The organism is Kitasatospora albolonga, from assembly GCA_002082585.1.
In the GTDB taxonomy this organism is placed as follows: domain Bacteria; phylum Actinomycetota; class Actinomycetes; order Streptomycetales; family Streptomycetaceae; genus Streptomyces; species Streptomyces stephensoniae.
Map to the genome: position 1 here is coordinate 2560372 of CP020563.1, position 23929 is coordinate 2584300.

15 protein-coding genes and 1 pseudogene are annotated in these 23929 nt (G+C 69.5%); 7 read left to right on the top strand and 9 right to left on the bottom strand.

Going from position 1 to position 23929, the window contains the following annotated elements; all coding sequences use genetic code 11:
* Window positions 1-93: 93 nt before the first annotated feature.
* Entirely contained in the window at window positions 94-1446 is a 1353-nt protein-coding gene (locus B7C62_11055; GenBank protein ID ARF72752.1) for a hypothetical protein, read from the bottom strand.
* Between the two features lie 175 nt (window positions 1447-1621).
* On the opposite strand from B7C62_11055, the gene B7C62_11060 reads away from it, so the two are divergent.
* Both B7C62_11060 and B7C62_11065 read left to right on the top strand, forming a co-directional pair.
* The gene (locus B7C62_11060) at window positions 1622-2116 is read left to right on the top strand and encodes a hypothetical protein (GenBank protein ARF72753.1); all 495 of its coding nucleotides are present in this window, start codon (window positions 1622-1624) and stop codon (window positions 2114-2116) included.
* Between the two features lie 30 nt (window positions 2117-2146).
* Window positions 2147-2410 (top strand): hypothetical protein, encoded by a 264-nt coding sequence (locus B7C62_11065; protein ID ARF72754.1) that lies wholly within the window; start codon window positions 2147-2149, stop codon window positions 2408-2410.
* Window positions 2411-2557: 147 nt separating this feature from the next.
* Here B7C62_11065 and B7C62_11070 read toward each other — a convergent pair whose 3' ends face one another.
* The 3 genes and pseudogenes from B7C62_11070 to B7C62_11080 all read right to left on the bottom strand — a co-directional run bounded on the left by B7C62_11070 (window position 2558) and on the right by B7C62_11080 (window position 6208).
* The gene (locus tag B7C62_11070) at window positions 2558-3904 is read right to left on the bottom strand and encodes a glycosyl transferase (GenBank protein ARF72755.1); all 1347 of its coding nucleotides are present in this window, start codon (window positions 3902-3904) and stop codon (window positions 2558-2560) included.
* A 306-nt stretch (window positions 3905-4210) separates the two neighbouring features.
* Window positions 4211-5374 (bottom strand): UDP-N-acetylglucosamine 2-epimerase (non-hydrolyzing), encoded by a 1164-nt coding sequence (locus tag B7C62_11075; protein ID ARF72756.1) that lies wholly within the window; start codon window positions 5372-5374, stop codon window positions 4211-4213.
* A gap of 72 nt (window positions 5375-5446) precedes the next feature.
* A pseudogene (locus B7C62_11080) lies at window positions 5447-6208 on the bottom strand (DNA-binding response regulator).
* 259 nt (window positions 6209-6467) lie between these two features.
* On the opposite strand from B7C62_11080, the gene B7C62_11085 reads away from it, so the two are divergent.
* On the top strand, window positions 6468-7457 hold the full coding sequence (locus B7C62_11085) for an endonuclease (GenBank protein ID ARF72757.1): 990 nt from the start codon (window positions 6468-6470) through the stop codon (window positions 7455-7457).
* A 112-nt stretch (window positions 7458-7569) separates the two neighbouring features.
* On the opposite strand, the gene B7C62_11090 is transcribed toward B7C62_11085, so the two are convergent.
* Together B7C62_11090 and B7C62_11095 are read right to left on the bottom strand one after the other, a co-directional pair.
* On the bottom strand, window positions 7570-8076 hold the full coding sequence (locus B7C62_11090; protein ID ARF72758.1) for a hypothetical protein: 507 nt from the start codon (window positions 8074-8076) through the stop codon (window positions 7570-7572).
* Between the two features lie 289 nt (window positions 8077-8365).
* Window positions 8366-8722, bottom strand: a complete 357-nt coding sequence (locus tag B7C62_11095) for a hypothetical protein (protein ARF72759.1) — start codon at window positions 8720-8722, stop codon at window positions 8366-8368.
* Window positions 8723-9378: 656 nt separating this feature from the next.
* Here B7C62_11095 and B7C62_11100 point away from each other — a divergent pair.
* The 3 genes from B7C62_11100 to B7C62_11110 all read left to right on the top strand — a co-directional run bounded on the left by B7C62_11100 (window position 9379) and on the right by B7C62_11110 (window position 12100).
* Window positions 9379-9855, top strand: a complete 477-nt coding sequence (locus B7C62_11100; GenBank protein ARF72760.1) for a hypothetical protein — start codon at window positions 9379-9381, stop codon at window positions 9853-9855.
* Between the two features lie 145 nt (window positions 9856-10000).
* On the top strand, window positions 10001-10594 hold the full coding sequence (locus tag B7C62_11105; protein ID ARF72761.1) for a transcriptional regulator: 594 nt from the start codon (window positions 10001-10003) through the stop codon (window positions 10592-10594).
* A gap of 135 nt (window positions 10595-10729) precedes the next feature.
* A complete protein-coding gene (locus B7C62_11110) occupies window positions 10730-12100 on the top strand; it encodes an MFS transporter (protein ID ARF72762.1) in 1371 nt (456 codons plus the stop codon).
* A 159-nt stretch (window positions 12101-12259) separates the two neighbouring features.
* Here B7C62_11110 and B7C62_11115 read toward each other — a convergent pair whose 3' ends face one another.
* Both B7C62_11115 and B7C62_11120 read right to left on the bottom strand, forming a co-directional pair.
* A complete protein-coding gene (locus B7C62_11115) occupies window positions 12260-12787 on the bottom strand; it encodes a hypothetical protein (protein ID ARF72763.1) in 528 nt (175 codons plus the stop codon).
* A gap of 44 nt (window positions 12788-12831) precedes the next feature.
* Window positions 12832-19098 (bottom strand): hypothetical protein, encoded by a 6267-nt coding sequence (locus B7C62_11120; GenBank protein ID ARF77096.1) that lies wholly within the window; start codon window positions 19096-19098, stop codon window positions 12832-12834.
* Between the two features lie 330 nt (window positions 19099-19428).
* On the opposite strand from B7C62_11120, the gene B7C62_11125 reads away from it, so the two are divergent.
* Window positions 19429-22524, top strand: a complete 3096-nt coding sequence (locus B7C62_11125) for a large secreted protein (GenBank protein ARF72764.1) — start codon at window positions 19429-19431, stop codon at window positions 22522-22524.
* Between the two features lie 66 nt (window positions 22525-22590).
* Here the strand turns inward: B7C62_11125 and B7C62_11130 are convergent, their stop codons facing one another.
* Window positions 22591-23835: a benzoate transporter gene (locus tag B7C62_11130; protein ID ARF77097.1), complete on the bottom strand. Its 1245-nt coding sequence runs from the start codon at window positions 23833-23835 to the stop codon at window positions 22591-22593.
* Between the last annotated feature and the right edge of the window lie 94 nt (window positions 23836-23929).

Sequence of the window (23929 nt, forward strand, 5' to 3'; positions counted from 1 at the left end):
CCAACCCTTCCGTGGCGCGTTTCAAGACTGTCTACCGACAGGCCACCCCTCCACACCCGCCCGCAACCAGGGAAGTGGGGCCGGAAAGACGAGTTACGCCGCCTTCAGCTTCGCTACTGCATGGATTCGATCTTGAAGCCTTCGAGCTACAGGGGACTGCCGGGGCGCGTTGAGAGCGCGTAGCTTGTCGAAGTGCTCATCACCTCGCGCAGTTGACAGCGCTTCATAATCATCGAGGAAGCGTTCCCACGACGTGCACGACTCCTCAAGGTGTCCGATTTCATGCTGCCTCTGGGCGAGCACCGCATGGGCGTGCAGCCTGCCTTGCCTTTCCAGTGGAGACATGACTCGGATGGAACGCCGAAGCGCCTTGATCGAGTTCTCGATGTCTCGCGTTTCGTAATGCACGTGCGAGAGATGAAACAGAAAGGCGGCCTGATCATAGCCACCCACTGCATCACGCCGAGAGTCGGCTTGGCTCAGCGCCGACTCTGCTTCTTTGAGCCGCTGCATAGCCCCCCGGCGATCTCCAACCATGGCGGACGCATGAGCCTGTTGCCCCCTCAAGAAGGCAGTAAGGCGCGGGCTAGCTTGGGGCGCTGCTTCTGCCGCTGAGTCGGCGTACTCCAGCGCCTTCTGTCCGTGACGCAGGTGGGAGGCTTGGAGGCTCATGCCGCGAAGAGTTCGGGAGTAGGTCAGCTGGTCGCTTGACTCGCGGGCCAGGTCCAAGGCGCGCAGGTAGTAGGTCTGCCCCAGCCCATGCGCCCGCTCGTACATGGCCATCCACCCAGTCAGGTATGTCAGGTCAGATGCGGCCGAGAGCATGTCGCGGTGAACCTTCTCCGACGCGTCAGCGTGCAGGTACCCCGCTACCGTGTTGACCAGGAAGGCAGCAGCCATCGGCCGCGCATGCCCACCGCCTAATTCGTCGAGGATTTCTGCGATCTTATCCGTCATTCGACGAACTGTTTCGACCTCACCAGACCCAATGCGACCAGAGGGGCGAGTAAGGCGGTCTCGATCAGCAGCACTCGCCACACCGGCCAGAGCGGAGAAGGCGGGCACACTTAGCGCCGCTAAATACATGCCCGCCGCTAAGATCTTTCGTCGCGATGGGTCCATATCTTGCCTCCCGAGGTCGATTAGCTGTTCCACCGTCGTCGACTGCTCAGATGATTCCGAGACCGCCGGAAAACCAGCTTCCTCACGCGTGACGGGCCGGTTAAGCCTGCGCGCGAGCGCCTCGAGGATCAGAGGTCTGACCGCCTCGCGCGGCAGGTGCCCGCTCAACCACTGGTGCACGGACGCCTGTTGGTACTTCAGTGGAGATCCAATTTCCGTCCCCAGGCGGTTTACAGCTTGGGCGAACTGTCGCATGGTCCACCCGCTCTCACGGAAGAGCTGACCTAAACCGGCGTTCGGCTGACGTGTGCTCACTGGCCCCAACTCCTGTGCTGCGGCTGCTAAACGCTCTTAACTCTGCCCCTCCCTCTAACAGTACCGCTCTCCGTGTCCAGACTGTTGCCTAGTGCAAGCACGAAGCAGGGCCCCGCTCCGTCCGATCTCACCCCTGGACAGGACGACGGACGGAGCGGGTCAACCACAACAGGAAGGCAACGACATGCGAGACGCACGTGCGCTGCTCACCCCCGAAGGGCTGGGGGGTGTTGTCGCAACGGTCACGGACAACAACCCCGGCATGGACGAGGGTACGGCCTCCCGGATCGTCGCGGAGGCGCTGAAGTTCGTTCACGCCGCCGCGCAATTCCCCACGGTCCGCATCGCCCCGTCCAAGGTGGTCGATGAAGGCTGGCACTCTCTGATCCTGCACACGGAGCTGTACGCCACGCTGTGCGATGGGCTCGGCCACTTTGTCCACCACTACCCCGAGCGCCCCGACTCCGGTCGCTACGACGAGCACGTCCTCACGCGCACCATGGCAACCATCGAGCAGGCCGGGTACGCGCCAGACGTGGATCTCTGGACGGGTCCCACCAAGGCGTTGGTGGGTGTGGCGGCGCGGTGTCAGCACACGGGGTGCAGTAGCGGCAGTGGCTGCGGCACGATCCGCCCAGGTAACTGCGCGACTCACGGCGGGGGCGGGGGCGGAAACTGACCTCCCCCGCACTCAACGGAAGGTGATCACATGGACGCGGAACAGGCCCGCCAAGTCGACAGCGTTTTGCGACGGTTCGGAATTCCCGGCGTCGTCGCCCCGGAGAACCCCGAGAACCTGACGGGCCCCTGGCGTGTGTTCGACCAGGCCAACCCGGAATCACGCAAGGACGTCACTGCGGACGCGTTGGCAGCACTGGCAGCGCTGGTTCCGACGTCCACCCCCGACCCTGCCCCCAAGAGGCAGAGCGGCCCGACACGAGGGTTCGTGCTGCCGCCGAAGAACGACGACTAGCGGCACGCCTCGCCTCCCCGGAGCGGCCCCGTCCGCGTGCCCCAACGGCACACGGGCGGGGCCGCTCGCTGTCCCGACATCCAGCAGAAGAGCCCCCCAGTGCACCGCCGCCATGGTGACAACGTTCTCTGCGAGCCCCGCATCTGCTCAGCTCTCTGTAGCGGTAGGCCCGGCCACCGCCGTCTCCGCGTTGCGGCGGGTCTTCGCCCAGCCGGTCCGGCCGCGTACGAGTCGTACGGAGCCTCGGGCGGAGACGATGAACAGGTGGTAGGCGTACAGCCACAGCGTGATGCCCCACAGCACTCCGGCGGCGCGTGAGCGGTCCGGGGCGAACTCACGGCGGTAGACCGGGCCCCAGAGCAGGAACGGCACGATCGACAGGGTGCCGAGCGCCAGCGCGAGCGGCCAGGCGGCGAACAGGACGGCGCCGGCGGCGAAGCCGGTGACGAGGACGGAGACGAGCACCACGGTCAGCACGAGGACCGCGAGGTGGGCGATCGGCTGGAAGAAGGTGTAGAGCGACTCCATGACGCCCTGGGCCCGGTAGTGGCGCGAGCCGACGATGCGGGTCGCGTACCGCACGCACTGGATGTTGCCCTGGGCCCAGCGGGTGCGCTGGGTCAGGAAGCGCCGGGTGTAGGGCAGCGCCTCCTGTGTGACCCAGGTGTCGGCGATGTGGGTGACCCGGTATCCGGCCAGCCGCATGTGCAGGCCCAGCTCGTAGTCCTCCAGGAGCGCGTCCTGTTTCCAGGGGCGGCGCTCGGCGGCGGCGATCCGGTCGAGCGCGGAGAGGCGGGTGAACTGGCCGTTGCCGCCGAGGCCGACCGAACCGGTCCGGCACCGCAGCAGCTGCATCCCCGTGTTGGACACCGCGAACTCCGCGTCCTGCATCCGGATCAGCAGCCGCGCGTACGCGTTGACGACCCGGCCACGGTCGGGCCGCGGGCGCTCGTCGTCCACGTTCCGCATCCGTACGCCGATCTGTACGCCGCCCATCTCCGGGTCACCGAACCCGTCCGGGCCGCTCACGTACGCCAGGGCGTCCGGCGACAGCCTGCCGTCGGCGTCCACCACGCAGACGACCGCCCGCGAACGGTCCGCGTCCTCGCCCAGCCGTGCGTCGAGCGCGTCGTAGGCGGCGTTGAGCGCCGCGCCCTTCCCGATGCGGGCCTCGGGCCGACGCCGGGTGACCAGCCTGATCCTCGGGTCCTCCGCGGCGAGGGCGGCCACGATCTCGCCCGTACGGTCGTCACTGGCGTCGTCGATGACCCAGACGTGCGAGGCGGGGAAGTCGGTCCGCAACCGGTCGACCGTCGTCGCGATCACGGCCTCCTCGTCCCGGCAGGGCACGAAGAAGTGCCAGTCCCACGCGGTGGGATCTCCCTGCTCGGTGGGCTGACGCCGGAAGTAGGCGTGCCGGGAGCCCGCCCAGTAGACGAGGAAGCCGCCGAGCAGGAGGAAGGGGAAGACATAGAGGAAGAGGTGAGGGGCCAACGAAGACTCCAGGGGGAGGGGGAGAAGGGGAGGGAGACGGGGGGTGAGGTCTGATGCCTTGGCCGTACGGAGCGGAGTGCCGTACGTCGTCCCGTACGGCACAGCGCCGGATCGGGCGTGGGCGCGTACGGCATCGCGCCCGACCGGGCGTCGTCCCGTCCCGTACGGCATACCGCCCGGCCGCCCGTGGTCCCGTACGGGAGGGCGAGCCGTGCGTCGCCCCGTAACGGCACAGCGCAGCATCGGACCGCGCGTGGCGCCGTACGCGTACGGCGAAGTGGAGCGAGTGGGCGGACGGGGCCGGCCTCAGGCGGCCGTTGCCACCAGCGTGGGTTCCGGGGCCGGGGCCGGCAGCGGGGACCGGTGCTGGGGCAGGCGGGTGACCAGGTCCACGATGCGGCGGGAGGCGGTGCCGTCGCCGTACGGGCTGGGCAGGGTTCCCAGGCGGTGCAGGCCCCGGGCTCCCTCGGCGAGCCGGTGGCGGGCCGCGGTGCCGATGGCGGGGCCGGGCTCCACCAGGTCGGCGAAGTCCGCGAACGCCTCGGGGCGCTCGGTGGAGCGGCGGACCACGACCAGGGGGCGGCCGAGGACGGTGGTCTCCTCCTGGATGCCGCCGGAGTCCGAGACCAGGAGCGCGGCGTGCCGGGCCAGGGCGAGGAAGGTGCCGTAGCCGGTCGGGGCGAGCACCGTCATCCCGTCCAGGAGCGGGCCCAGGCCGGCGGCCTCGATCCGGGCGCGGGTGCGCGGGTGGAGGGGGAGGACCACGGGGAGGGTGCGGCCGATCGCGGCCAGCTCGCGCAGGACGGTGGCCAGGACGGCGGAGTCGTCGGTGTTCTCCGGGCGGTGGATGGTGGCCAGGACGTACGCGTCCGGGGTCAGGCCCAGGCCGGCGAGGAGGCGGGTCCGCTCGGGCTGCGGGGGAAGGTGCTCGTGGACCGCCTCCACCACTGTGTTGCCGGTGACCTCGATGCGGTGGTCCGGGACGCCCTCGGCGAGGAGCAGTTCCCGGTTCTCCGGGGTCGCCGCGCACAGGATGTCGGCCAGCCGGTCGATGACCACCCGGTTGTGTTCCTCGGGCATCGCGCGGTCATGGCTGCGCAGGCCCGCCTCGACGTGGATGAGCGGGATCGAGCGGGCGTTAGCGGCGAGGGCGCCGGAGAGGGCCGCGTTGGTGTCGCCCTGGACGATCACGGCGCGCGGCGGCTCGGCGGCGAACCGTTCGTCCAGCGCGGCGAGGGCGGCGGCCACCTGGACGGCCCGGGGCTGCCCGCCGACGCCGGTCAGGTACTCCGGCTCGGGCAGCCCGAGCTCGTCCAGGAAGTTGCCGGAGAGCGTGTCGTCGTAGTGCTGGCCGGTGTGCACGACCCGGGCGGCCGGGCCGAGCAGACGGATGGGCTCGGCGAGTTTGACCAGCTCGGGGCGGGTTCCGAGCACGACGGCGACACGGCTGTCCACTGCTTGAGCGTTCATATTCCGGAGCTTGGCCGAACCTGGTTGCCGCATCCGTTGCGGTTCGGTTGCCCGATGGTTGCTCCGGCGGTTTCAGCCTGCTTCAGGACGTCTTTCCTGGGCACTCGGCCCCTGCCCGATGGGACCTTCGTCCCCTTCTTGGTCGATTTCCTCCGCGGTGACGAAACGGTACCCCGCTCCCCGTACCGCCTCGATGGGGTCCGGCGCATCGGGCCCCGCCGCCTCACGCAGCTTCCGCCGCAGCCGGAGGACCCCGAACTTGACCCGGTCACCACCGATGGCCGCCTCGTCCTCCCATACCCGGGTGAGGAGCTGCTTCACCGTGACGACCCGGCCACGGTTGCGTACGAGGAGCTGGAGCAGCCCGTACTCGATCTCGCTGAGCCGCGCCTCACCCCCGTACCAGACCGCCGCCCGCCGCTCGGGCACCAGCCGCAGGTGCTCCCCGACCCGCTCACCGGCCCACTTCCGGTGCCCGGCCCGGCGCAGCAGCGCCTCGACGCGTGCCAGCAGCTCCTCGGAGTGGAAGGGCTTCACCAGATAGTCGTCGGCCCCCGCCCGCAGCGCCTTCACCCGGTGCTCGACGTCGTCCAGGCCGGAGACGACCAGGACCGGCAGATCGCTGAGGTCGCGGGCACGGGCCATGACCCGCCAGCCGTCCAGCTCGGGCACCATCAGGTCCAGCAGCATCAGGTCGGGCCGTTCCGCGAACATCAGCCGCAGCGCCTCACGGCCGTCGGCGGCCGTCACCACCCGGTACCCGCCCCGCGTGAGGAGCTCCCGCAGCGCCAGCACGGAAGCGGCGTCGTCCTCCACGACCAGGAGCTTGGGCATCGCGCACCACCATGCTCAGAAGGGGCCCGGCACATGGGCGATGTCTCGGGCCCATCTGCCTCTCAAGGCTCACGTCTCAAGTCAACCAGCAACCGTCCTCAGCCGCAGGCCCCCGGGAGGGGGTGCCCCAGTGGGGTATTTCCCCCTCGGCAGGAAACCGTTCCCCTCGGCTCTTCGTCCTGAAAGGCAAGGTCAAGCGGACGGAAAGACGCGACGGAAGGCGCTCCGGAAGGCGGGGCGCACAGCGAGACGGAAAGGCATGGCGGTGCGGGCAGACGGCGGCGTGACGCGGGCGGCGAAGCGGTGGGCTCCCGTCGGTGCGGGGCGGCGGCAGGGGATGGTGGTCGCCGGGCTCGCCGTCGTCGTGGCCGGGGTGGTGGGCCTTCATCGCGCGATCCCCAACTCCCCCGGGCGGGTGGGCAGTCTGGTGGAGTCGTTCCTGCCGTGGGCCGGGGTCGCCGTCGTACTGCTGCTGGTGGTCGCCCTGGTGCGGCGGTCGGGCGTTGCGCTGGTGGCCCTGCTTCTGCCGGTGGCCGTCTGGGTGCAGGGCTTCGGCGGGCTGCTCCTGCCGGGCGACGGGGCAGGCGGAGGGCGGGAGTTGACCGTCGTACAGCACAACGTCAGTGACGAGAACCCTGATCCGGCGGGGACCGCCCGTGCGCTGGCCCGGGCCGGGGCCGATCTCATTGCGCTGGAGGAGCTGGTGATGCCCGCGCTGTCCGTGTACGAGGACGAGCTCGGGGCCGACTATCCGTACCGCGCCGTCCACGGAACCGTGGGGCTCTGGTCGAAGTACCCGATCAGAGAAGCCCAGTTGGTGGACATCAAGCCTCGGGACATCGCGGAGGGGTGGAGCCGGGGGTTGCGGGCCGTCGTGCGGACGCCGTACGGGGAGGTCGCCGCGTACGTGGCCCATCTGCCCTCGGTACGGGTCGGGTTCGGCGGCCTCGCCTCCTCCCGGCGCGACGAGAGCGCCCGGCTGCTGGGGGACATCATCCGGGCCGAGGACGTGAGGACCGTGATCCTCTTGGGGGACCTCAACGGTACGGTCGACGATCGCGGACTGTCCCCGCTGACCTCGCAGTTGAACACCGCCGAGCGCGGGTTCGCCTTCAGCTTTCCCGCCGCCCTTCCACTGGCCCGGATCGACCAGGTCATGGCCCGGTCCGCCACCGTCGGCCACATCCGTACGCTCCCCGCCACCGGCAGCGACCATCTGCCCGTCGCCGCCCGCGTCACGCTGGGCTGAGCCGGTCACGTACGGGCGGGGTGTACGGGGTGCTCGGCGCCCTGCTCCCCGAACGCGTCCGTCCATCCATCGTTCAGCCCCTCACTGGGCTGCGGGAGCCGGAAACCACCGCCTACCCCAACCAGTCCTCGCTGTGCCGATGGCGGTTCAGCCCCACGGCCACGAACTCGTCCGCGGGCGGATCAGCCACCGCGCCCAGCCTCCGGAGGGCCAGCGAGATCGGGCTGCCGGCGGGACCGAAGGACTGCCCCTCCCGCACCTGGAGAGGCCCCAGTACGACGGCTCCCTCAGCCCAGACGGCGGCGCGCTGCTCGCCGACACCGCCGAAGTACTCGGCTTCCACATAAGCCACCGCCCCGGCGGCCGACCACTCCGCGAGCCGCTGGTCGAACCCTCCCGGAAGCCGCCAGAACCCCAGAGGGCCCTCGGTACCGTCCGTCACCGCGTCGAAGAGCTCGTCAGTCATCGGCATCAGCGACAGCCCCTGGCCGAGAGAGGCCACCCGAGCGACGGGCAAGTCCCTTACCGCACCTCGGAGTACCTCGTCCTCGGCGATGACTGCCTGCAGTTCATACCCCACCCCAACACCCCTCCTCCTCCACCCATCGAGTACCCCCATTCTGTCGCACGCGCCGACGCCGGGGCCGTCCGAACCGGCGGGGCGGCCCGGTCACCTCCCGTCGCCCCTTCCCCCCTTCCGCCCCACTTCCGTCACCCCCTTCCGTCACTCCTCGCGGCTCCAGATCCGGCGCCACTGCTCCTCGCGCGCCTCGGCCACGGCTCTGCTGAAGTCGGCCCGTTCGCTGGCCAGTTCAGTGCCGCATGCCGCGCACAACCGGTGGATGCGCCATGCGGTACGCCAACGGGTCGGGGCGGCGTCATGGCCACAGGCCGGACATCCCGAGCCCCTAACTCCCGCCGCCGCCAAGGGGTTCAGAAGGCGTCCCACCACCACGGGAAGCGGTTCCGTGGGGTGCCGGGCGGGATCGGGGCAGTACGCCAAGCTGCCTTCCGGGCCCCGGGCTTGAAGCCGCCCCGGAGCCGAAACAGGGGTCGGGGCCGGAACCGGGGTCGGGGCCTGGGACGGAACCGGGGTCTGGGCCGGGCCCAGGGGATGGGCCCGAACCGGGCCCCGGGTCTGGGCCTGGCCCGGGGCTGGGCCCCGGTGCCGTATGCGGTCGGGACCGGCCTGCGGGACGCCACGCCCACCGAGGGCCTTCTCCCCGCGGCGCCGGGCCACGTACGCCGACTCGTGCTCCAGCCACAGCGCCCGGGCCTCGTGCAGCTCCTCCACCGCCCGCACCAGCGCCTCGGGGTCGGACTCCAGCAGGGCGGGAATCCGGGCGCTGCGGCAGAGGTGGTGGTAGGTCGCGCGGAAGCCGTACACGGCGAAGCCCACCACGCACGTACGCAGCGCGGCATGACGGGCGCGGGGCGAGCGCACGGTGTCGTGCACCCGCTGCCGGTGTGTCGCGAAGCTGGGCATGCGGTGAGGGTACGGTTCCGGAGTCCCGGCCGACCTCGCATTTTTGGCGGGCACCACCCGCCCGTACAGATCCCGCTGATACGGGAACTGGCCCCCGGGCTCAACGGGGCCCGAAGGGGGAGGCACGGGCCGGGGTGAGGTGGGCCCAGGTGAGGCGGGGGCCGCAGACCTCGTCGTTCTCTTTCGGCCACCGAACCCCCGCCGTATCGCTCCCAGCCAGGCCCGCACACCGTCCCACGTCCCGGGATCGTCCCACCTCAACAGCGGTTGTGCAGGTCAGAGACGCTTCCGTCCCGGGATGTCCCAAACCCAGCCGGTGGGACGCAAATCGGCCACTAGCCTCCTTACACCGCGCCTTCACACCTTCGCACCTTCGCACCCTCGGCACCGCGAGGGACGCCCATCCGGTGCAGGCGCCACCCATGGAGGAAAAGCATGCCGCGTTCGAACGTCCGCCGCCGTACAGCCGCTGTCGCCGCTGTCATCGGCCTCGCCCTGTCCGGCTCCGTCCTGACCGCGCCCGCCGCGCAGGCAGCCCCCAAGCTCACGTGGAAGGAGACGGCACTCAAGGAGAACCTGAAGAAGGACGGCTCCAGGTCCTTCCAGCTGTACCACCACCCGCACAACATCGGCGCGGTCACGTGGGCCGCCGATCCGCTGGTGGGCATCTGGACCGGCGACACGCTGTACATCAACGACAAGCGCAGCGACGGCTACTACGTCGTGGGGCAGGTCAAGCAGGTCTCGACCGGCAAGACGATCATCAACATCAACACCAAGGGCAAGACGGCTCCCTCCGAGGTCAAGAAGACGAAGAACCTCAAGGAAGGCACCAAGATCCAGTTTCGTGCCTGCATCAAGAAGGGCAGCACGAACCACGGCTGCACCAGCTGGTTCTCCGCCAAGGCGTGACGCCCGCCCCCACTCCGGCTCCGGCCCCGGTCCCACCCAGGACCGGGGCCGGAGCCGTTCCCGCGAAGGACAGCCCTCTCCAGACAGACAGACCACATACGAAAGACTTATTGCGCAACTAATCTTTCACATCTACGGTAACGGCATGCCTCCGAAGCCCGCGCCCGAGCAGATCACCGAACTCTCCCGTCTGAAAGCCTTCACCAACCCGCTGCGCATGCAGCTCTACCGGCTGCTGTACACCGCCGGCACGGCGACCGCGTCCCAGCTCGCCGAGCAGGCCGATCTGGCGCCGTCGCTGGTCAGTTACCACCTGCGCAAGCTGGCCGAGCACGGGTTCGTGGCCGAGGCGAGCGGCCGGAGCACGGACGGCCGTGAGCGGTGGTGGCAGGTGGCGTCCGAGCAGGGGTGGGGCTTCCGGGGCTCGGACTTCGCGGACACGCCCGAAGGGGCCGCCGTTGTCGGCACGGTGACGCGCGGCATCCACGAGAACCGGACCGCTCAGTACCGGACCTACCTGGACCAGACGGCGGCCTGGGGCGCGGAGTGGACCGACGCCGCCTTCAGTTCGGAGTGGCTGATGGACCTGACGCCCGCGGAACTCGCGGAAATGAACGACGAGTTGCAGGTCATCGCGCGGCGGTGGAGGGAACGCAGCAAGGCTGCCCAGGCGACGGGTGACACGGAGGGGCGGGAGCACGTGTCGGTGCATCTGTACGGGTTCCCGTTCCGGACCTGAACCCACGTCGGCTCACTCCCAGTCAGCCCCCGACTCACCTCCTCCCCCTCCCCCTCCCCCTCTCCCCGATTCGCCCCGAGCTTCGGCCTCCGCCTTCACCCTCACCCCCGCCAGGTCCGTACACAGGGAGACTCCGTGTCCACAGCAGAGAACGCCCCACCCAAGGCACCGCTCCCCGCCCCGGCTCCGACCCCCGCCGCGCCACCCCGCCCGGCCCACCGCGACGCCAACGTGCTGCGCTGGCTTGCCGCGTACACCATCTCGCTGATCGGCGACAGCATCTACTTCGTCGCCCTCGGCTGGTCGGCGCAGAAGGTCGCCGGTCCCACGGAGGTCGGCCTGGTCATGGCAGCCGGGGCACTGCCGCGCGCGCTCCTCATGCTGGGCGGTGGCGTGGCGGCCGACCGGTTCGGGCTGCGCAGGATCGTCCTCGGCAGCGACGCCGTACGGTGCGTGCTCATCCTCGCGGTGGCGGCCGGGGTCGCGGTCACCGCACCCGCCGTATGGCTCCTGGTGGCGCTGGCCCTCGCGTTCGGCGTGGTGGACGCGCTGTTCGTACCCGCCGTCGGGGCGCTCCCGCCACGCATCACGAGCCCGGACCAACTGGCCCGCGTCACCGGCATGCGTACGCTGTCGATGCGGGTCAGCCAGATCGCGGGGCCGCCCCTGGGCGGCCTGGCCATGGGGGTGGGCGGCGCGTCGGCCGCGTTCGCCGCCGCGGGGCTGCTGTTCGCGCTGTCACTGCCGCTGCTGCTGGCGGTACGGCTGCGCCCGTTGGGGGCGGCGGCCGAGGCTTCGGACGTACGGGGCGACGCGACGGGCGACACGGCACCGGCATCGGCATCGGCACCGGCATCGGCACCGGGCGTACGGGACACACCGGACCCGGCCCCCGGCAACGCCTGGCAGGACCTCCTCGGCGGTCTCCGTTACATCCGCGGCCACCGCCTCATCGGCCCGCTCATCGCGGTGACCGCCATCAGCGAGCTCGGCCTCACCGGAACCCTCAACGTCGGCATGCTGCTGCTCAACGGCGAGCGGGGCTGGGGGCCTTCGGGGTACGGCTGGATCGTCAGCGGCTTCGGCGCGGGGGCCACCGTAGGGGCCGTCCTGCTCACCGTCATCGGCCGACTCCCCCGGGCCGGGCTGACGATGACCGGAACCCTGCTCGCCGGATGCGCGGGCGCGGCGGCCATCGCCCTGGTCCCGACCCTGCCGTACGCCGTGGCGCTGGCCGCGGCCGTGGGACTGGCCATGGGCATCTGCGGCACCCTGGCCAACGCCCTCGTCCAGACGGCCGCCGACCCCGCATACCTGGGCCGGGTCACCTCGGTCGTCATGCTCACCACGGTGGGCCTGGCCCCGCTGAGCTACCCGGCGGTCGGGGCCGCGATCGGGGTGTGGGGAGTGGCACCGGTGTTCATCGGGTGCGGGGTGTTCGGGAGCGTGGGGGTGGGGGTTGCCCTGGTGTCGGGGGCGGTGCGGTCGGCGGAGCTGGCTCGGTAGCCGGGAGGCGGGAGCCAGGGGCAGGGCGCCGGAGGCCGATCCGGCCTGCGGCCCTTGTCGACGGGCGGGACCAGCCGATGGCCGCCGCGCCGCTGTATGTTCTGCGGTGCGGCGGCCATCGCCTCCGGACTTCACCCCCGAAAGGAACAGCCGAAATGCCTAGCTCCAGGTTCCCCAGACCCCGGCCGCTGACAACAGCATCAAAACCGGCAGCGGCACGAAGGCCAGGTCGAACCAGGTGAAGTCCGGAGAACGGGTCGACGGCGCAGAGTCCCGCGCCACCGACCCCTTCCTCAGCACGCCACGCATCTGCGAAGCTGCCCGCTCGGTCCGGCCACGGTCCAGCATCGAGGCCGAGAAGGCGAACACGGGCACCTCGTATCCGTCCGTCAGGAGAACCGTCATCCCGTTCTCCGTCGAGATCAGACGGAGATCCCTCGCACTGATCCAGCTCCGCCCCATCAGGCCGACGACCAGTAGCCCTTCAGGATGAGCCTCGACCCGTGGCCGACCAACGGCTCGCCAACCGACCCGCATACCGAAGAGGACCAGCATCGCGACCGTCACTCTGTCCGGCACCGGAGACCTGCTGGCGTGTGCCGCGAGAGCCCAAGCGCTCACTGAGCCGCCAAGAACCAAGGCAACGATGCCGATGATCGGACCACTCTTGCGGCGGAGCACCACCACCGGAGTTTTCCCGGGGAACGGAATTGGCCTGAGTGTAGTGATCATCAACAAAGCTTCTTTCCTCCACCGCTGAAGCCACCGGCGCCGCAGGTGGCCGAGGACATACTGGCATTGCCGCTCATGTTCAGCGCCGTCTGCCGTGCGTCCAGCGCCCCCTTCGGGGCAGCTGGCCGGACGCTTCCCCTCCACAGGGCCGGGCGCGCACCGGCAGGGCCGCGGGCGAAAGCACTTCCACGCCAGCTCCCGGCGAGACTCCGGGCAATGCCTCCACCCACCAGGAGCCAGGCCGTCTGCTTCGCGAGCTTCGTTCCACTGAATGTGCCGTTGACTACATCTGCCACGTTGTCCGCAACTATAACGGCAGCCCCCGCTATGAAACACGCCCCTGCAGACGCCGCAACGCATACTGCGAAGGCCGCCACCTGCGCATATCCACGCCAGTGCTCCCCAACATGGCTGACCACCTTTCCTCCGCTGTTGTCCCAGGCCGCCCGCCAGTTCCCCTTCTTGATGTTCTCAAAAATTCCGTCTTCCTTGCGCTGCTGCTCTGCAGCCTTTTTCGCGCGAGCTTCCTCAGCCTTCTTGCGCTGCGCCTTGGCATCAGCCGCGTACTTACGGGCGTGCTTGTCGTCGATCATGTAGTGGGCGGGATTGGCCTGGTAGTTCCGATAGCGCGTCCGGGAATCCCGGTCCTTCTTCGGTGTCTGGTTCCAGGCCCACTTGCCGCTCTTCTTCGTGTACCCGGCCGTCATGCCCCGCTGCTCGGCCCACCGCTCGTCGTTGTAGGAGTTGCCTCCGACCGGGCCGTCCGGGCGCAGGCCCGTGGGGTCCGACTTGGTGAGCGGGCTGTTGTGGGCGTAGCTGTAGGCGTTCATCTGTGCCGGGTCGGCGAAGTCGATGATCGGGTCGACGGAGACGAAGCGGCCCAGGACGGGGTCGTATTCGCGGGCGCCCAGGTGGGTGAGGCCGGTGGGGTCGTTGGTGCCGCCGACGAAACCTCGGGGGCCGAAGGCCGATGACTGCTCGGATCGGAGCTGGCCGAAGGGGAGTTGCTTCCTCCGGGTCAGGGCGAGGGTGCCGATCGCGATGGCCGTCATCGCGGTGCCCTGGTGGTCGTTGATCAGGTAGGCGATGGCGTTGCCGTTACGGACGGCCACGGTCTCGCCGTTGTGCTCGTAGTAGCGCGTGGCGGTCTTGGTGCCATTCGCCGCGAGCTGCAGCTGGTCGCCGTTGGGGAGCGTGAGGGTGCTGGACCCGTCACCGTTCTTCGCGATGATCCGGTTGCCGTCGGTGTCGTAGGTGTAGCTGGTCTGCTTGCCCGCCTCGGTGAGGGTGGCCAGCTGGCCTTCGGGGGTCCAGGTGAGGTCCTGGACGGTGGTGCCGATGGTCCGCTTGGTGGTGTTGCCGGCGTTGTCGTACTCGAAGGTGCTGGTACGCCCGTCGGCCGGACCGCCGGAGACGGAAGCCTGCTGCACCGCGTGGGGGCGCTTGGCTCCGGGGGACGGGTGGGTGTAGCTGGTCACGGCGTCCGTGAGGCCGGGCGCGGTGGCGTGCTCGGTCTGCTTCGACCGGTTGCCGATCGTGTCGTAGCTGTAGCTGTGCCAGTACGCGTCCGGGCCGCCGACCGTGGAGGCCGAGGGGGCGGCGGAGCAGTCGGCCTTCGCCGTCCAGGCCGCAGTCAGCCGACCCAGCGGGTCGTTGGTGAAGCACTGGATGTCGGTGGACTTCTGCGCGTCCTGACCGCTGACGTTGGTCACACCGGTGACGTTGCCCGCCGGGTCATAGGCGTACGTCGTGTCGTCCACCCGCTGGGGAGCCACGTCCCGGTCGGTGGTCTGCCGGGTCACCCGGCCGGTGTGCTCGTCGTACAGCACGGTCCTGTACGCCTTCTGGTTCAGCGTCGCGCTGTACTCCAGGCGTGTGGGCCGGGAGAAGACGTCGTAGAGCGTGTTGGAGACCAGGGCTCCGCGCTGCCCGCTGACGCGGAAGGGCAGGTCGTCGCTGTTGTAGTTCGTGGTCACGCGTTCGGCGGGGATGTCCCCCACGGCGGGGTTGAGGGTCCAGAGCGGTGCCCCGGTCTCCGCGTTGTAGCCGTACGTCCAGGTGAAGGTGCCGGCCAGGCCGCCCGCAGCGGCGGGAACCGTGGTGGTCGTCGCGGTGGGCTGGTAGCGGTCGTTGAAGCCGTCGGTCGCCGTGGTGTACTCGGCTCCACCGACGTAGCGCGTGCTCTTGGTCAACTGGCCCTTGGCGAGGGTGTCGTAGGTCCACTTCGACAGGAGCGTGTTGCCCTGCTTGACCTCGCTCGTGCGGCCGAGGACGTCGTATTCGGTGATGATCTCGATGTCGCGTGCGTCGGTCGTCCTGGCAGGACGGCCGAGGTCGTCGTACTCGGTGGACGTGGTGCCCTTGTCCGGGTCGACGGTCTTCGTCTTCTGGCCCCGGCTGTCGAAGGTGTAGGACCAGGTGTTCCCGTCGGGGTCGATGACCGAGGACGGCTCGTCGTACTTCCCGTACACGTACCGGGTCTTCTGCGACGTCGTACGTGCGGCGTTCGTGTACTGGAGGAGTTCGGTGGTGCGTCCGCGGGCGTCCGTCACCGTCGTGGTGGCCGTGCCGCCCTGGGGCGGGACGACCGTGGTGCGGTCACCCTCGTAGACCGTCCTGGTCCGCCACTGTTCGTCGCCGAACTTCACCGACAGCGCGTCCGTGACACGGCCCATCCCGTCGAAGAGGCTCTGTGTCGCGGTCGGGACCGTGTTCACCGCGGCCGACATCAGCGTCGTCGACGGCGCACCCGTCGCGTAGTAAGGGGCATACGTCTGCCACGGCCGGCCATGGGTGTCGTAGTGGGTCTCCGTCATGACCCGGTCCTGCGTGCCGACGGCCGGAGCCTGTGTCTGGCGCTCGCGCAGCAGTCCGTCGTAGAGCGTGTGGGTGGTGCGGTAATCGCCGTTCTGCTTGAGGGTCTTGACGGTGACGGCGTTCGTTTCGGTCCTGGAGATCCGGTAGCTGTACTCGGCGGAGGGCTTGTTCGCGTTGGCCGCCTTGGACCAGCCCGGCTCCCAGACCTTCAGCACCCGGCCGAGTCCGTCGTGGACGGCGTCGGTGCGCTTGCCGTTCGCGTCCACCGTGGCGGTGACCACGCCCCGGACCGGGTCGTGCGTGGTGGTGGTGACGTGGTCCTTGGCGTTGGTCACGGTGACCGTGGTCGGCGCCTGGAGGGTGGCGGGGACGTAGGCGGTCCTGGCGGTGGTGACCTTCAGGGCGTCGGTGGAGGTCCTCTCCCGGCCGTGCTGGTCGTAGGTGTGGGTCGCGGTGGTGAGGTACCCGGTGCCCTTGGCGTCCTGCTCGTCCAGGCGCGTCACATCGCCCCGTACGGGCGGGGTGGTCAGGCTGGTCGCGTTGTCGTAGTAGTAGCGCTCGGCCGAGACCAGGTCCGCCGGGAGGGTCGGCGTGGTGCCGCAGGGCTTGGCCACGGTCCGGGACTCGGAGACCGTGGTGAGGATGTTCAGCGAGGTGTTGCGGACGTAGGTGTTGGTGGTGCACTCCTCGTCGCCGGACTTCGCGGTGTCGCCGAGCGAGGACACGGAAAGCGGCTGACCGAGCGCGTCGAAGGTCCGCTCGACACGGGTGGTGCGCCACCCCGCGCCGACCGCGGTACGGGTCTGCTCGCTCTTGCCGCCCGTGGCGTACGCGTGGAGGGCGGGCAGCCCTTCGGACCGGGTCTCGGTGGCGGTCGCGGCCGAGCGCCACGGCTCGTAGCTGGTGGTGGTCTCGAGCTTGCCGCCGTCACCGTTGTACGTGGCCTCCTCGCGGGTCATGCCCGCGAAGGCTTCCCGGTCGGTGACGGAGACGCCCTCGCTGTCCTTGACCGAGGCCCCGTCGATGCCGCGGAAGTAGCGGTACTCCTTCAGCGTCCGCTTGTCCGGTGCCACACCCGTACGGACCTGGACCCGGCCGTACCCCTTGCGGTCGCCGTACGTCAGGTGCTTGGCGTCGGTGAACTCGTCGTCCTTGGCCTTGGCCCAGGCCATGCCGTCCAGGTACGCGTAGTCGGTCTGCTTGGCGGGGGCGCCGCCCGTTCTGTCGGTCTCCAGGATCTTGGTGACGACATAGGAGTGGAACCAGTCGAGATACGGCTCGTAGTCCGCCCCGGGGGCCTGCGGCGGAGACCACTTCACCGGGTAGCAGCGCCGGTTGTTCGAGGCGGGAGTGGGAACACTGCCCGCCTTGCAGTCGGTCGGTGAGTAGGTGATGCCGATCGATCCGCCGGTCTCGTTGTTGATGCCGTAGACGCGGTAGCGCCACAGCGGCGGCACCGGGTCCGGGGCGCCGCCGGTGGTGGCGCCCTCCACGCGGTTGGGCAGGGTCTGCCCCAGGAAGGTGACGGCGGGGAGGGTGACGGAGCCGGTGCCACCGTGTCCGGTGCGCGTGATCGAGGCCAGCCAGAGGGCCGGGGAACTGCCGTCGCCCGGCGAGGGGAACTGGTGGGTGAAGGCCCAGCTGTCGACCGGCTTGAAGGCCGTACCGACGAGCACCGACGTGTCAATCTTCGTCAGCCGCTTCCGGCTCCAGAAGGACGGCGAGTAACGGTCCTTGCACTCCGTGCCCGGGGCGCAGTAGCGGTCGAAGGGGACATCGGGCCAGTTCTTCGCGTTGGCCTTGTCGAACGTTCCGCAGTTGCTCAGGCAGCGCTCACTGCTGGTGAACTCGACCTTGGCCGCGGGCTGGGCGTAGAAGTCGCCGGAGCGCAGACCGTACTCGATGCGCTTGAGGGAACCGCCCCGGATGTAGGGCGTCGCGGTGGAGGCGCCGGTGCTCGGGTTGACGTTGCGGCCGTAGTGGTTGGTCTCCTTGTCCCAGTAGTACGTCATGGCGTCGCCGTGCGGGTCGATGACCGCGTCCAGGTTCCACCGCCACGCCTGCTGGCACCAGGCGTCCTTGAACGCCGCCGCGTAGCACGGCTCGTCCTTCTGGTTGCCGAAGACCGGTACCGTCCAGGTGGAGTTGGTCTCCTCCTTGCCCGCGGCCCAGCCCTGCGGGCGGTTGTAGCCGAAGTAGTAGCGGGTGCCGTCCGGGGTGGTCACCCGCCAGTGCTCACCGTCGTTGTCACCGTTGGCCCGGGCGGCGCTGGCGAGCTTCTCGACCTTGGTGCCGTCGTCGCCCTCCAGCCGCCACTGGCCCGTGGTGTCGTCCTTGATCAGGGTGTTGGACTGGCCGCCGAGGTTGATGACGGCGTTGTCCTTCTTCCAGCACAGGTCGCCGACCTTGGCCGTGGTCGTGCTGTTCTTGGTGTCCTCGCTGCAGGAGATGTACTGGCGCTCGATGTAGCCCGGCTCCATCGACCAGCCGTCGCCGATGCCGTTGGCCTGGTTGTTCGTCGACGCGGTACGCCCGTCGACCGACTGGGAGGAGTAGCCCAGCTTCAGATCCGGAACGGCGGAGCCGGCGACGGCCGGGGTGTCGATCGGGTACGTCCAGGAGAACGCGCCGTTCGAACCGCCTGCTGCCCAGGAGGCCGACGGGGAGAGGGAGGTGGCCGTGAAGTTGCCCGACGGGCCGGCCGCCGCGGCGGTCGCCGCCAGGAGCACGGTGTTGCCGGAGACCGCCCGGGCTCCTGCCGCCCGCGCGACAGGAGCGTCGGCCGCCGGTTCCGCGGTCGCGGCAGGCAGCTGGACAGCGGCCTCGATCGTGCCCTTGCCCGCATCGTTGGTGGTGGTGAGGGACTCGCCCGCGGCACAGCCCTTCTTGCCCGGCGTGGTCAGCGCGCAGGCGGGAAGCGTCTTGAGCGTGAGACGGGAGGCCCAGTCGCCACCGTAGGCGTCCCGGAAGCCGGAGTAGTCGACCTCGACGTCCACGGCGCCCTCGGTACCCGTGGTGGGGCGGAGGGCCAGTACGACACCCTCGACGCCCAACGACTCGGTGGTGGCCCGGTCCAGGACCTGGACCTGGACCTTCTCCGGGCCTGCGGCCCGGGTCCTGCCGTCACGAGAAGCCGGAGCCGACGCCTTCGCCGTACGCCCCGTCTCCGGTGCGGCGCGGCGCACACTGACGGGCAGTGAACCGGCCTTCACCGGCGCCCCGTTGTCGTGGAGCGCGGGAGTGGCGATGCCCGGCGCGGGCCAGGTGACCTCGGGCTTCTTCCACGGGCGCCGAGCAGTCTGATCGGGCTTCACCAGCCCGCGCTTCGCCACCTCACCGGTCGGCACCGGGTCGGGCTTCTCGAGCTTCAGCAGATCCAGCTCGACGGCTGCCGCGACCGGCCCGCCCAGCAGTCCCACGAACAAGAACGCGGCCAGGGCCGCGGCTATCAGCCGTGCCCGTCTCCTCACGCGTCCCGTACTGACGCCCCCACCCGAAAACATCCGCAGAACTCCCCACCCGTTGCCCAAAGGTCATAGCCGATCAGGGAAGTTAGCAGGACTTTCACAGCGTCAGCACAGGGAGTTCATAACGATTCAGTGCCTTCAGCCCCCGAAAGAATCAAGAAGGTGCCCGATTCATTGGCTTGTGAACCGAAATGAGGAGAATGACAAGTGCCGAATTGGCCGACCTGGGGCAACGTCACCAAGAATCGCTTTCATCACACTTCCCTCACGTTCTAGGGTGCGACTCGAACAGACCTGGGAGGGGACTCTTTGATGAAACTTTTGCGAAGCAAAACCAGATGGAGAACAAGTGCGGCCGTCACGGGAACGGCTGCTCTCGCCGCACTCCTGACGCTCGGTGTGGCGCCCCATCCTCTGCCGGAGGCCGCCGCGGCCGAGCCCGTGACCGCCCCGGAGCCGGTGGCGACGAAGGCGGAAGCCGAGGCCCTGGCGCAGGTCAAGGCGTCGGAGACCGGTCGGCCGGTAGAGGTGCTCGCCCGACGCACCGAGGTGTCGCAGGTGTTCGCCAACCCTGACGGCACCTTCACCCAAGACACCTACGCGCTACCGCAGTTCGTACGCCAGGACAACAAGCTGGTACCGATCGACACCACCCTCGAGGTGAATTCCGACGGCTCGCTGTCGCCGAAGGCCACCGAGGTGGACGTGCGATTCTCCGGCGGTGGTGAGGGGCCTCTGGCGACCGTCACACGTGATGGACGCAGCATGTCCTGGACCTGGCCGCAGCCACTTCCCGATCCCCAGATCGACGGCGACACCGTGACGTTCGGAAATGTCCTGACGGATGTGGACCTGAAGATCAAGGCGAGCCCGGCCGGATTCACCAGCCTTCTGGTGGTCAAGTCCGCGGAGGCTGCTGCCGATCCGGCGCTGAAGGAAGTCCATTTCGGGCTGGAAACCAGTGGCCTGACAGCGGCTACCGACGCCCACGGCAACTTCTCGGCGGTCAATCCGGCCGGCCAGGAGGTCTTCACCGCACCGACCCCGCTGATGTGGGACAGCAGCAGCACCGCCACCGCGCCTGCCGCACCTGCGGCCCGCTCGGCCCGCGGCGTCCCCACCGGGCCGCCGCCGCCCTCCGACGAGTTCGAGCCCGGATACGGCGCGCAGCAGGCGGCCATGGGGCTCGCGGTCGGGGACGGGAAGCTGACCCTCACTCCGGACCAGGACCTCCTGACGGGCGAGGACACCACGTACCCGGTGCTGCTGGACCCGGCGGTCTCCGGCTCCCGTCACTCATGGACCATCGCCTACAAGAAGTACCCGACCAGCTCGTTCTTCAACGGCGCCAACTGGGACAAGAAGGGCACCACAACCGCCCGTGCGGGGTACGAGAACGAGACCGACGGGCTGGCCAGGTCCTTCTTCCGCATGAAGGCCGACAACCTCTGGTCCACGAAGAAGGTGGTCTCCTCCTCCACGTTCCGGATCAAGAACACCTGGTCCTGGTCGTGCACCAACCGGACCGTCGAGCTCTGGGCGACCAGCGCGATCTCCGCGTCCACCACATGGAACAAGCAGCCCGAGTGGCGCAAGAAGCTGGACTCGGTCAACGAGTCACTCGGCTGGGGACCGGCCTGCCCCGGGGGAGACCTCGCCTTCGACGTGACCGCTGGCGCGAAGGATGTCATCGCCAACAAGTGGAACACGCTGACCATGGGTCTGCGGGCGAGCAGCGAGAGCGACGTCTTCGCGTGGAAGAAGTTCGACGCCAACTCGGCTGTGATGTCGACGATTTACAACACCGTGCCCAACGCCCCGAACAGCCTGGACACGATCCCCAGCTCCGGCGGATGCGTCACGGCCGCCCCGTACACCACGATCGGGAACACCGACGTCACGCTCACCGCGAAGGTCTCCGACCCGGACGGGGGAACGGTCCGTGCCCAGTTCCGCCTCTGGGGGACGAACAACCTCTCCGGCGGGGCCGAGATCTTCAACCAGATCGTGTCCGCCACCTCCGGCACGGTCGCGAAGGTGAAGATCCCCAAGGCCACCTTGCAGAAGCACCTGGCCGCAGCCAAGGGCAACTTCGGCTGGAAGGTACAGACCCTCGACGCGACCGCCAACTCCGCCTGGGTCCCTGCGGGCACCTGCGGCTTCAACTTCGATCCCAACCGGCCGAGCACACCACCCACCATCAGTTCCCAGCAGTTCCCCGACGGCTCCGACGGCTGGCCCGCCACCACCGGCCGGGCCCGGACCGCAGGAACGTTCATCCTCGGTAATGGGGGCGTCAACGACGTAACGTCCTACGAGTACTGGAGCGACTGGGACCCCACCGTCCGCAACGTCAAGCCCAGCACCGACCTCGACGGGGACGGAAAGATCGACGCCAAGCTCGTCCTGACCCCGCCCTCGGCCGGATCGCAGCGGCTCTACGTCCGCAGCCTCGACGCCGCCCAGAACCGGTCCGACCGGGCCGCCTACCTCTTCTACGCGAACGGACTCTCCATCCCCGACAAGGCCGGCGACCTCAACGGGGACGACAACGCCGACCTCTACGGTGTGCGCAGCAACGGCGAGTTGTGGCTGTACCCCGGCCAGGGCAACGGCTACCTGGGAACCGGCACCACGGCGAGCAACGGTGACTTCACCGGGGCCGACATCACCCGTCGCGGTGACTGGACCGGCGACGGCTTCGAAGACCTCATCGCGGCCATCCCCGGAGACGGCGGCAAGACCCTGCAGCTCTACCCGAACAACGGAGTCGGCTGGGCCTGCAGCGCACGTGACGAGCAGGCCGACGGGCACTCCCGCTCCTGCCAGTACGACCGCCAGGAACTCGACGTCTACAACGAAGCCAACAACCACTGGAAGAACGCCGACCAGATCCTCGCCATCGGTGATGTCGACGGTCCTCTGGACGTCGACAACGACGGCACCATCGATGTCGCCGGCTACCCCGACCTCCTGGTCAAGGAAGGCAACCTTCTCTGGCTGTACTACGGCTCCGAATCCCTCTACCTCGACGAGACCCAGGACCCCGTCCTCATCGGTAACGGGTCCTGGACGAACTACGACCTCGTAGCCCCGGGCGATCGCACCGGCAACGGCCACGTCGACCTCATAGCCCGCCACAAGACCAACGGGGAACTCCGCCTCTACCAAGGAACCGGCCCGGCAGGAGAGGGCCTCGGCAGCGGCCCCAACTCCACCGTCATCGGGAACGGCTGGACTCGCACCTATCGCCCACTGCTCACCGCCTTCCCCGACATCGGCTCCGACAAGAAGGCCGATATCCTCGCCACCGGCGGTGACGACAAGCTCTACCTCTACCCCAACCTCTCCGGCGGCGGTGTCGCCGTCGGAAGCAGCGGATGGCTCGATTTCCGGGCCCTCAGCTGACGGACGGAAGGGCGAGCAGCGCCTGAGGGGGGCCTCCCGTCACCGTGACGGGAGGCCCCCCTCTACTCAGCCTGCGGCCGACCGGCTCGATGCGGTGGAGGCGTCCCCGGAGGCGGGGGTGGGGTTCTTCCCCCGGTCCCGGCGCCCCCGTCTCCGTACCGGAAGTACCGAGAGTGCCGCGTGGGTCGCCAGGCCCAGGAGCAGGCCCCAGCAGGCGGACCCGATTCCGCCGAGGGTGACGCCGGACGCCGTGGTGAGGAACGTGACCACCGACGCGTCCCGGCCCCGCTCGTCGGCGAGGGTCTGGGCCAGGCTCGAGGAGATCGTGCCGAGGAGCGCCACCCCGGCGATGACGGCGATGAGTTCGGCGGGCAGCACGGCGAAGAGTCCCACCAGGGCGGCGCCGCAGACACCCGTCAGCAGGTAGAAGAAGCCGCTCGCCAGGCCGGCCACGTAACGGCGCCGGGGATCGGGGTGGGACTCCTCGCCCGTGCTGATCGCGGCCGTGATCGCCGCCAGGTTCACCGCGTGTCCGCCGAGCGGGGCGAGCGCCGATGAGGTGAGGCCGGTGGCGGTGAGGAGCAGGCGGTCGTTCGGCCGGTAGCCGCAGGCGGCCAGTACGCCGAGTCCGGGGGCGTTCTGCGAGGCCATCGTGACCACGGCCAGCGGGATGGCGATCCCCACGAGCGCCGCGCCGCTGAACTCCGGTGCCGTGAACACGGGCAGGGTCCACCCGATGTCAACGGGCGTGCTGTGGAAGCCCGGTGCGACGGCGGTGGCGAGTACCGCGGCGACGAGCGCCCCGGCGACCGCGTACCTGGGTGACCTCTGCTTCACCGCCAGGTACGTCGCCAGGGCCGTGAGCACCGGCAGGGGTGCCGTGTCCAGGGCCGAGAACAGGCCCGCCCCGAAGGAGAACAGCACCCCCGCGAGCATGCCCGCCACGATCCCGGGCGGTATGCGCCGCATGATCCGGCCGAAGACGCCCGTCAGGCCGATCAGCGCCATGAGCAGGCCGCTGATGATGAAGGCCCCGACTGCCTCGGGGTAGGAGTAGTTCCCGAGGCTGCCGACGAGGACGGCGGCGCCCGGTGTCGAGAAGGCCGTGATCACCGGCATACGGGTCCACCAGCTGAGCACGGCGCAGGTCACGCCGCTGCCCACGCACGCCGCCCAGACCCAGGACGCGGTCTGCTCGTCGCTGAGGTGACCGGCGGCCGCCGCCGCGAGGACCACGAGGAGGGGGCCGGAGCAGGAGACCGTGACGGTGACGAGGCCCGCGAGGACGGCGGAGAGCGAGGCGTCCCGCAGGACCCTGGGGCGCCATGCCCCCGGCCCGGTCCTCCGCGCGAATTCCTGTTCCCTCGCCCCTTGTCCTGGTGTCCCCCGCGCCGTTGTTCCTTGC

What these genes read in the sequence shown, in the direction of transcription:
- B7C62_11075 (ARF72756.1), bottom strand. Translation starts at nt 5,374, where the DNA reads ATGAACGCTCAAGCAGTGGACAGCCGTGTCGCCGTCGTGCTCGGAACC.
- B7C62_11090 (ARF72758.1), bottom strand. Translation starts at nt 8,076, where the DNA reads ATGGGGGTACTCGATGGGTGGAGGAGGAGGGGTGTTGGGGTGGGGTAT.
- B7C62_11105 (ARF72761.1), top strand. Translation starts at nt 10,001, where the DNA reads ATGCCTCCGAAGCCCGCGCCCGAGCAGATCACCGAACTCTCCCGTCTG.
- B7C62_11085 (ARF72757.1), top strand. Translation starts at nt 6,468, where the DNA reads ATGGCGGTGCGGGCAGACGGCGGCGTGACGCGGGCGGCGAAGCGGTGG.
- B7C62_11065 (ARF72754.1), top strand. Translation starts at nt 2,147, where the DNA reads ATGGACGCGGAACAGGCCCGCCAAGTCGACAGCGTTTTGCGACGGTTC.
- B7C62_11060 (ARF72753.1), top strand. Translation starts at nt 1,622, where the DNA reads ATGCGAGACGCACGTGCGCTGCTCACCCCCGAAGGGCTGGGGGGTGTT.
- B7C62_11125 (ARF72764.1), top strand. Translation starts at nt 19,429, where the DNA reads ATGAAACTTTTGCGAAGCAAAACCAGATGGAGAACAAGTGCGGCCGTC.
- B7C62_11100 (ARF72760.1), top strand. Translation starts at nt 9,379, where the DNA reads ATGCCGCGTTCGAACGTCCGCCGCCGTACAGCCGCTGTCGCCGCTGTC.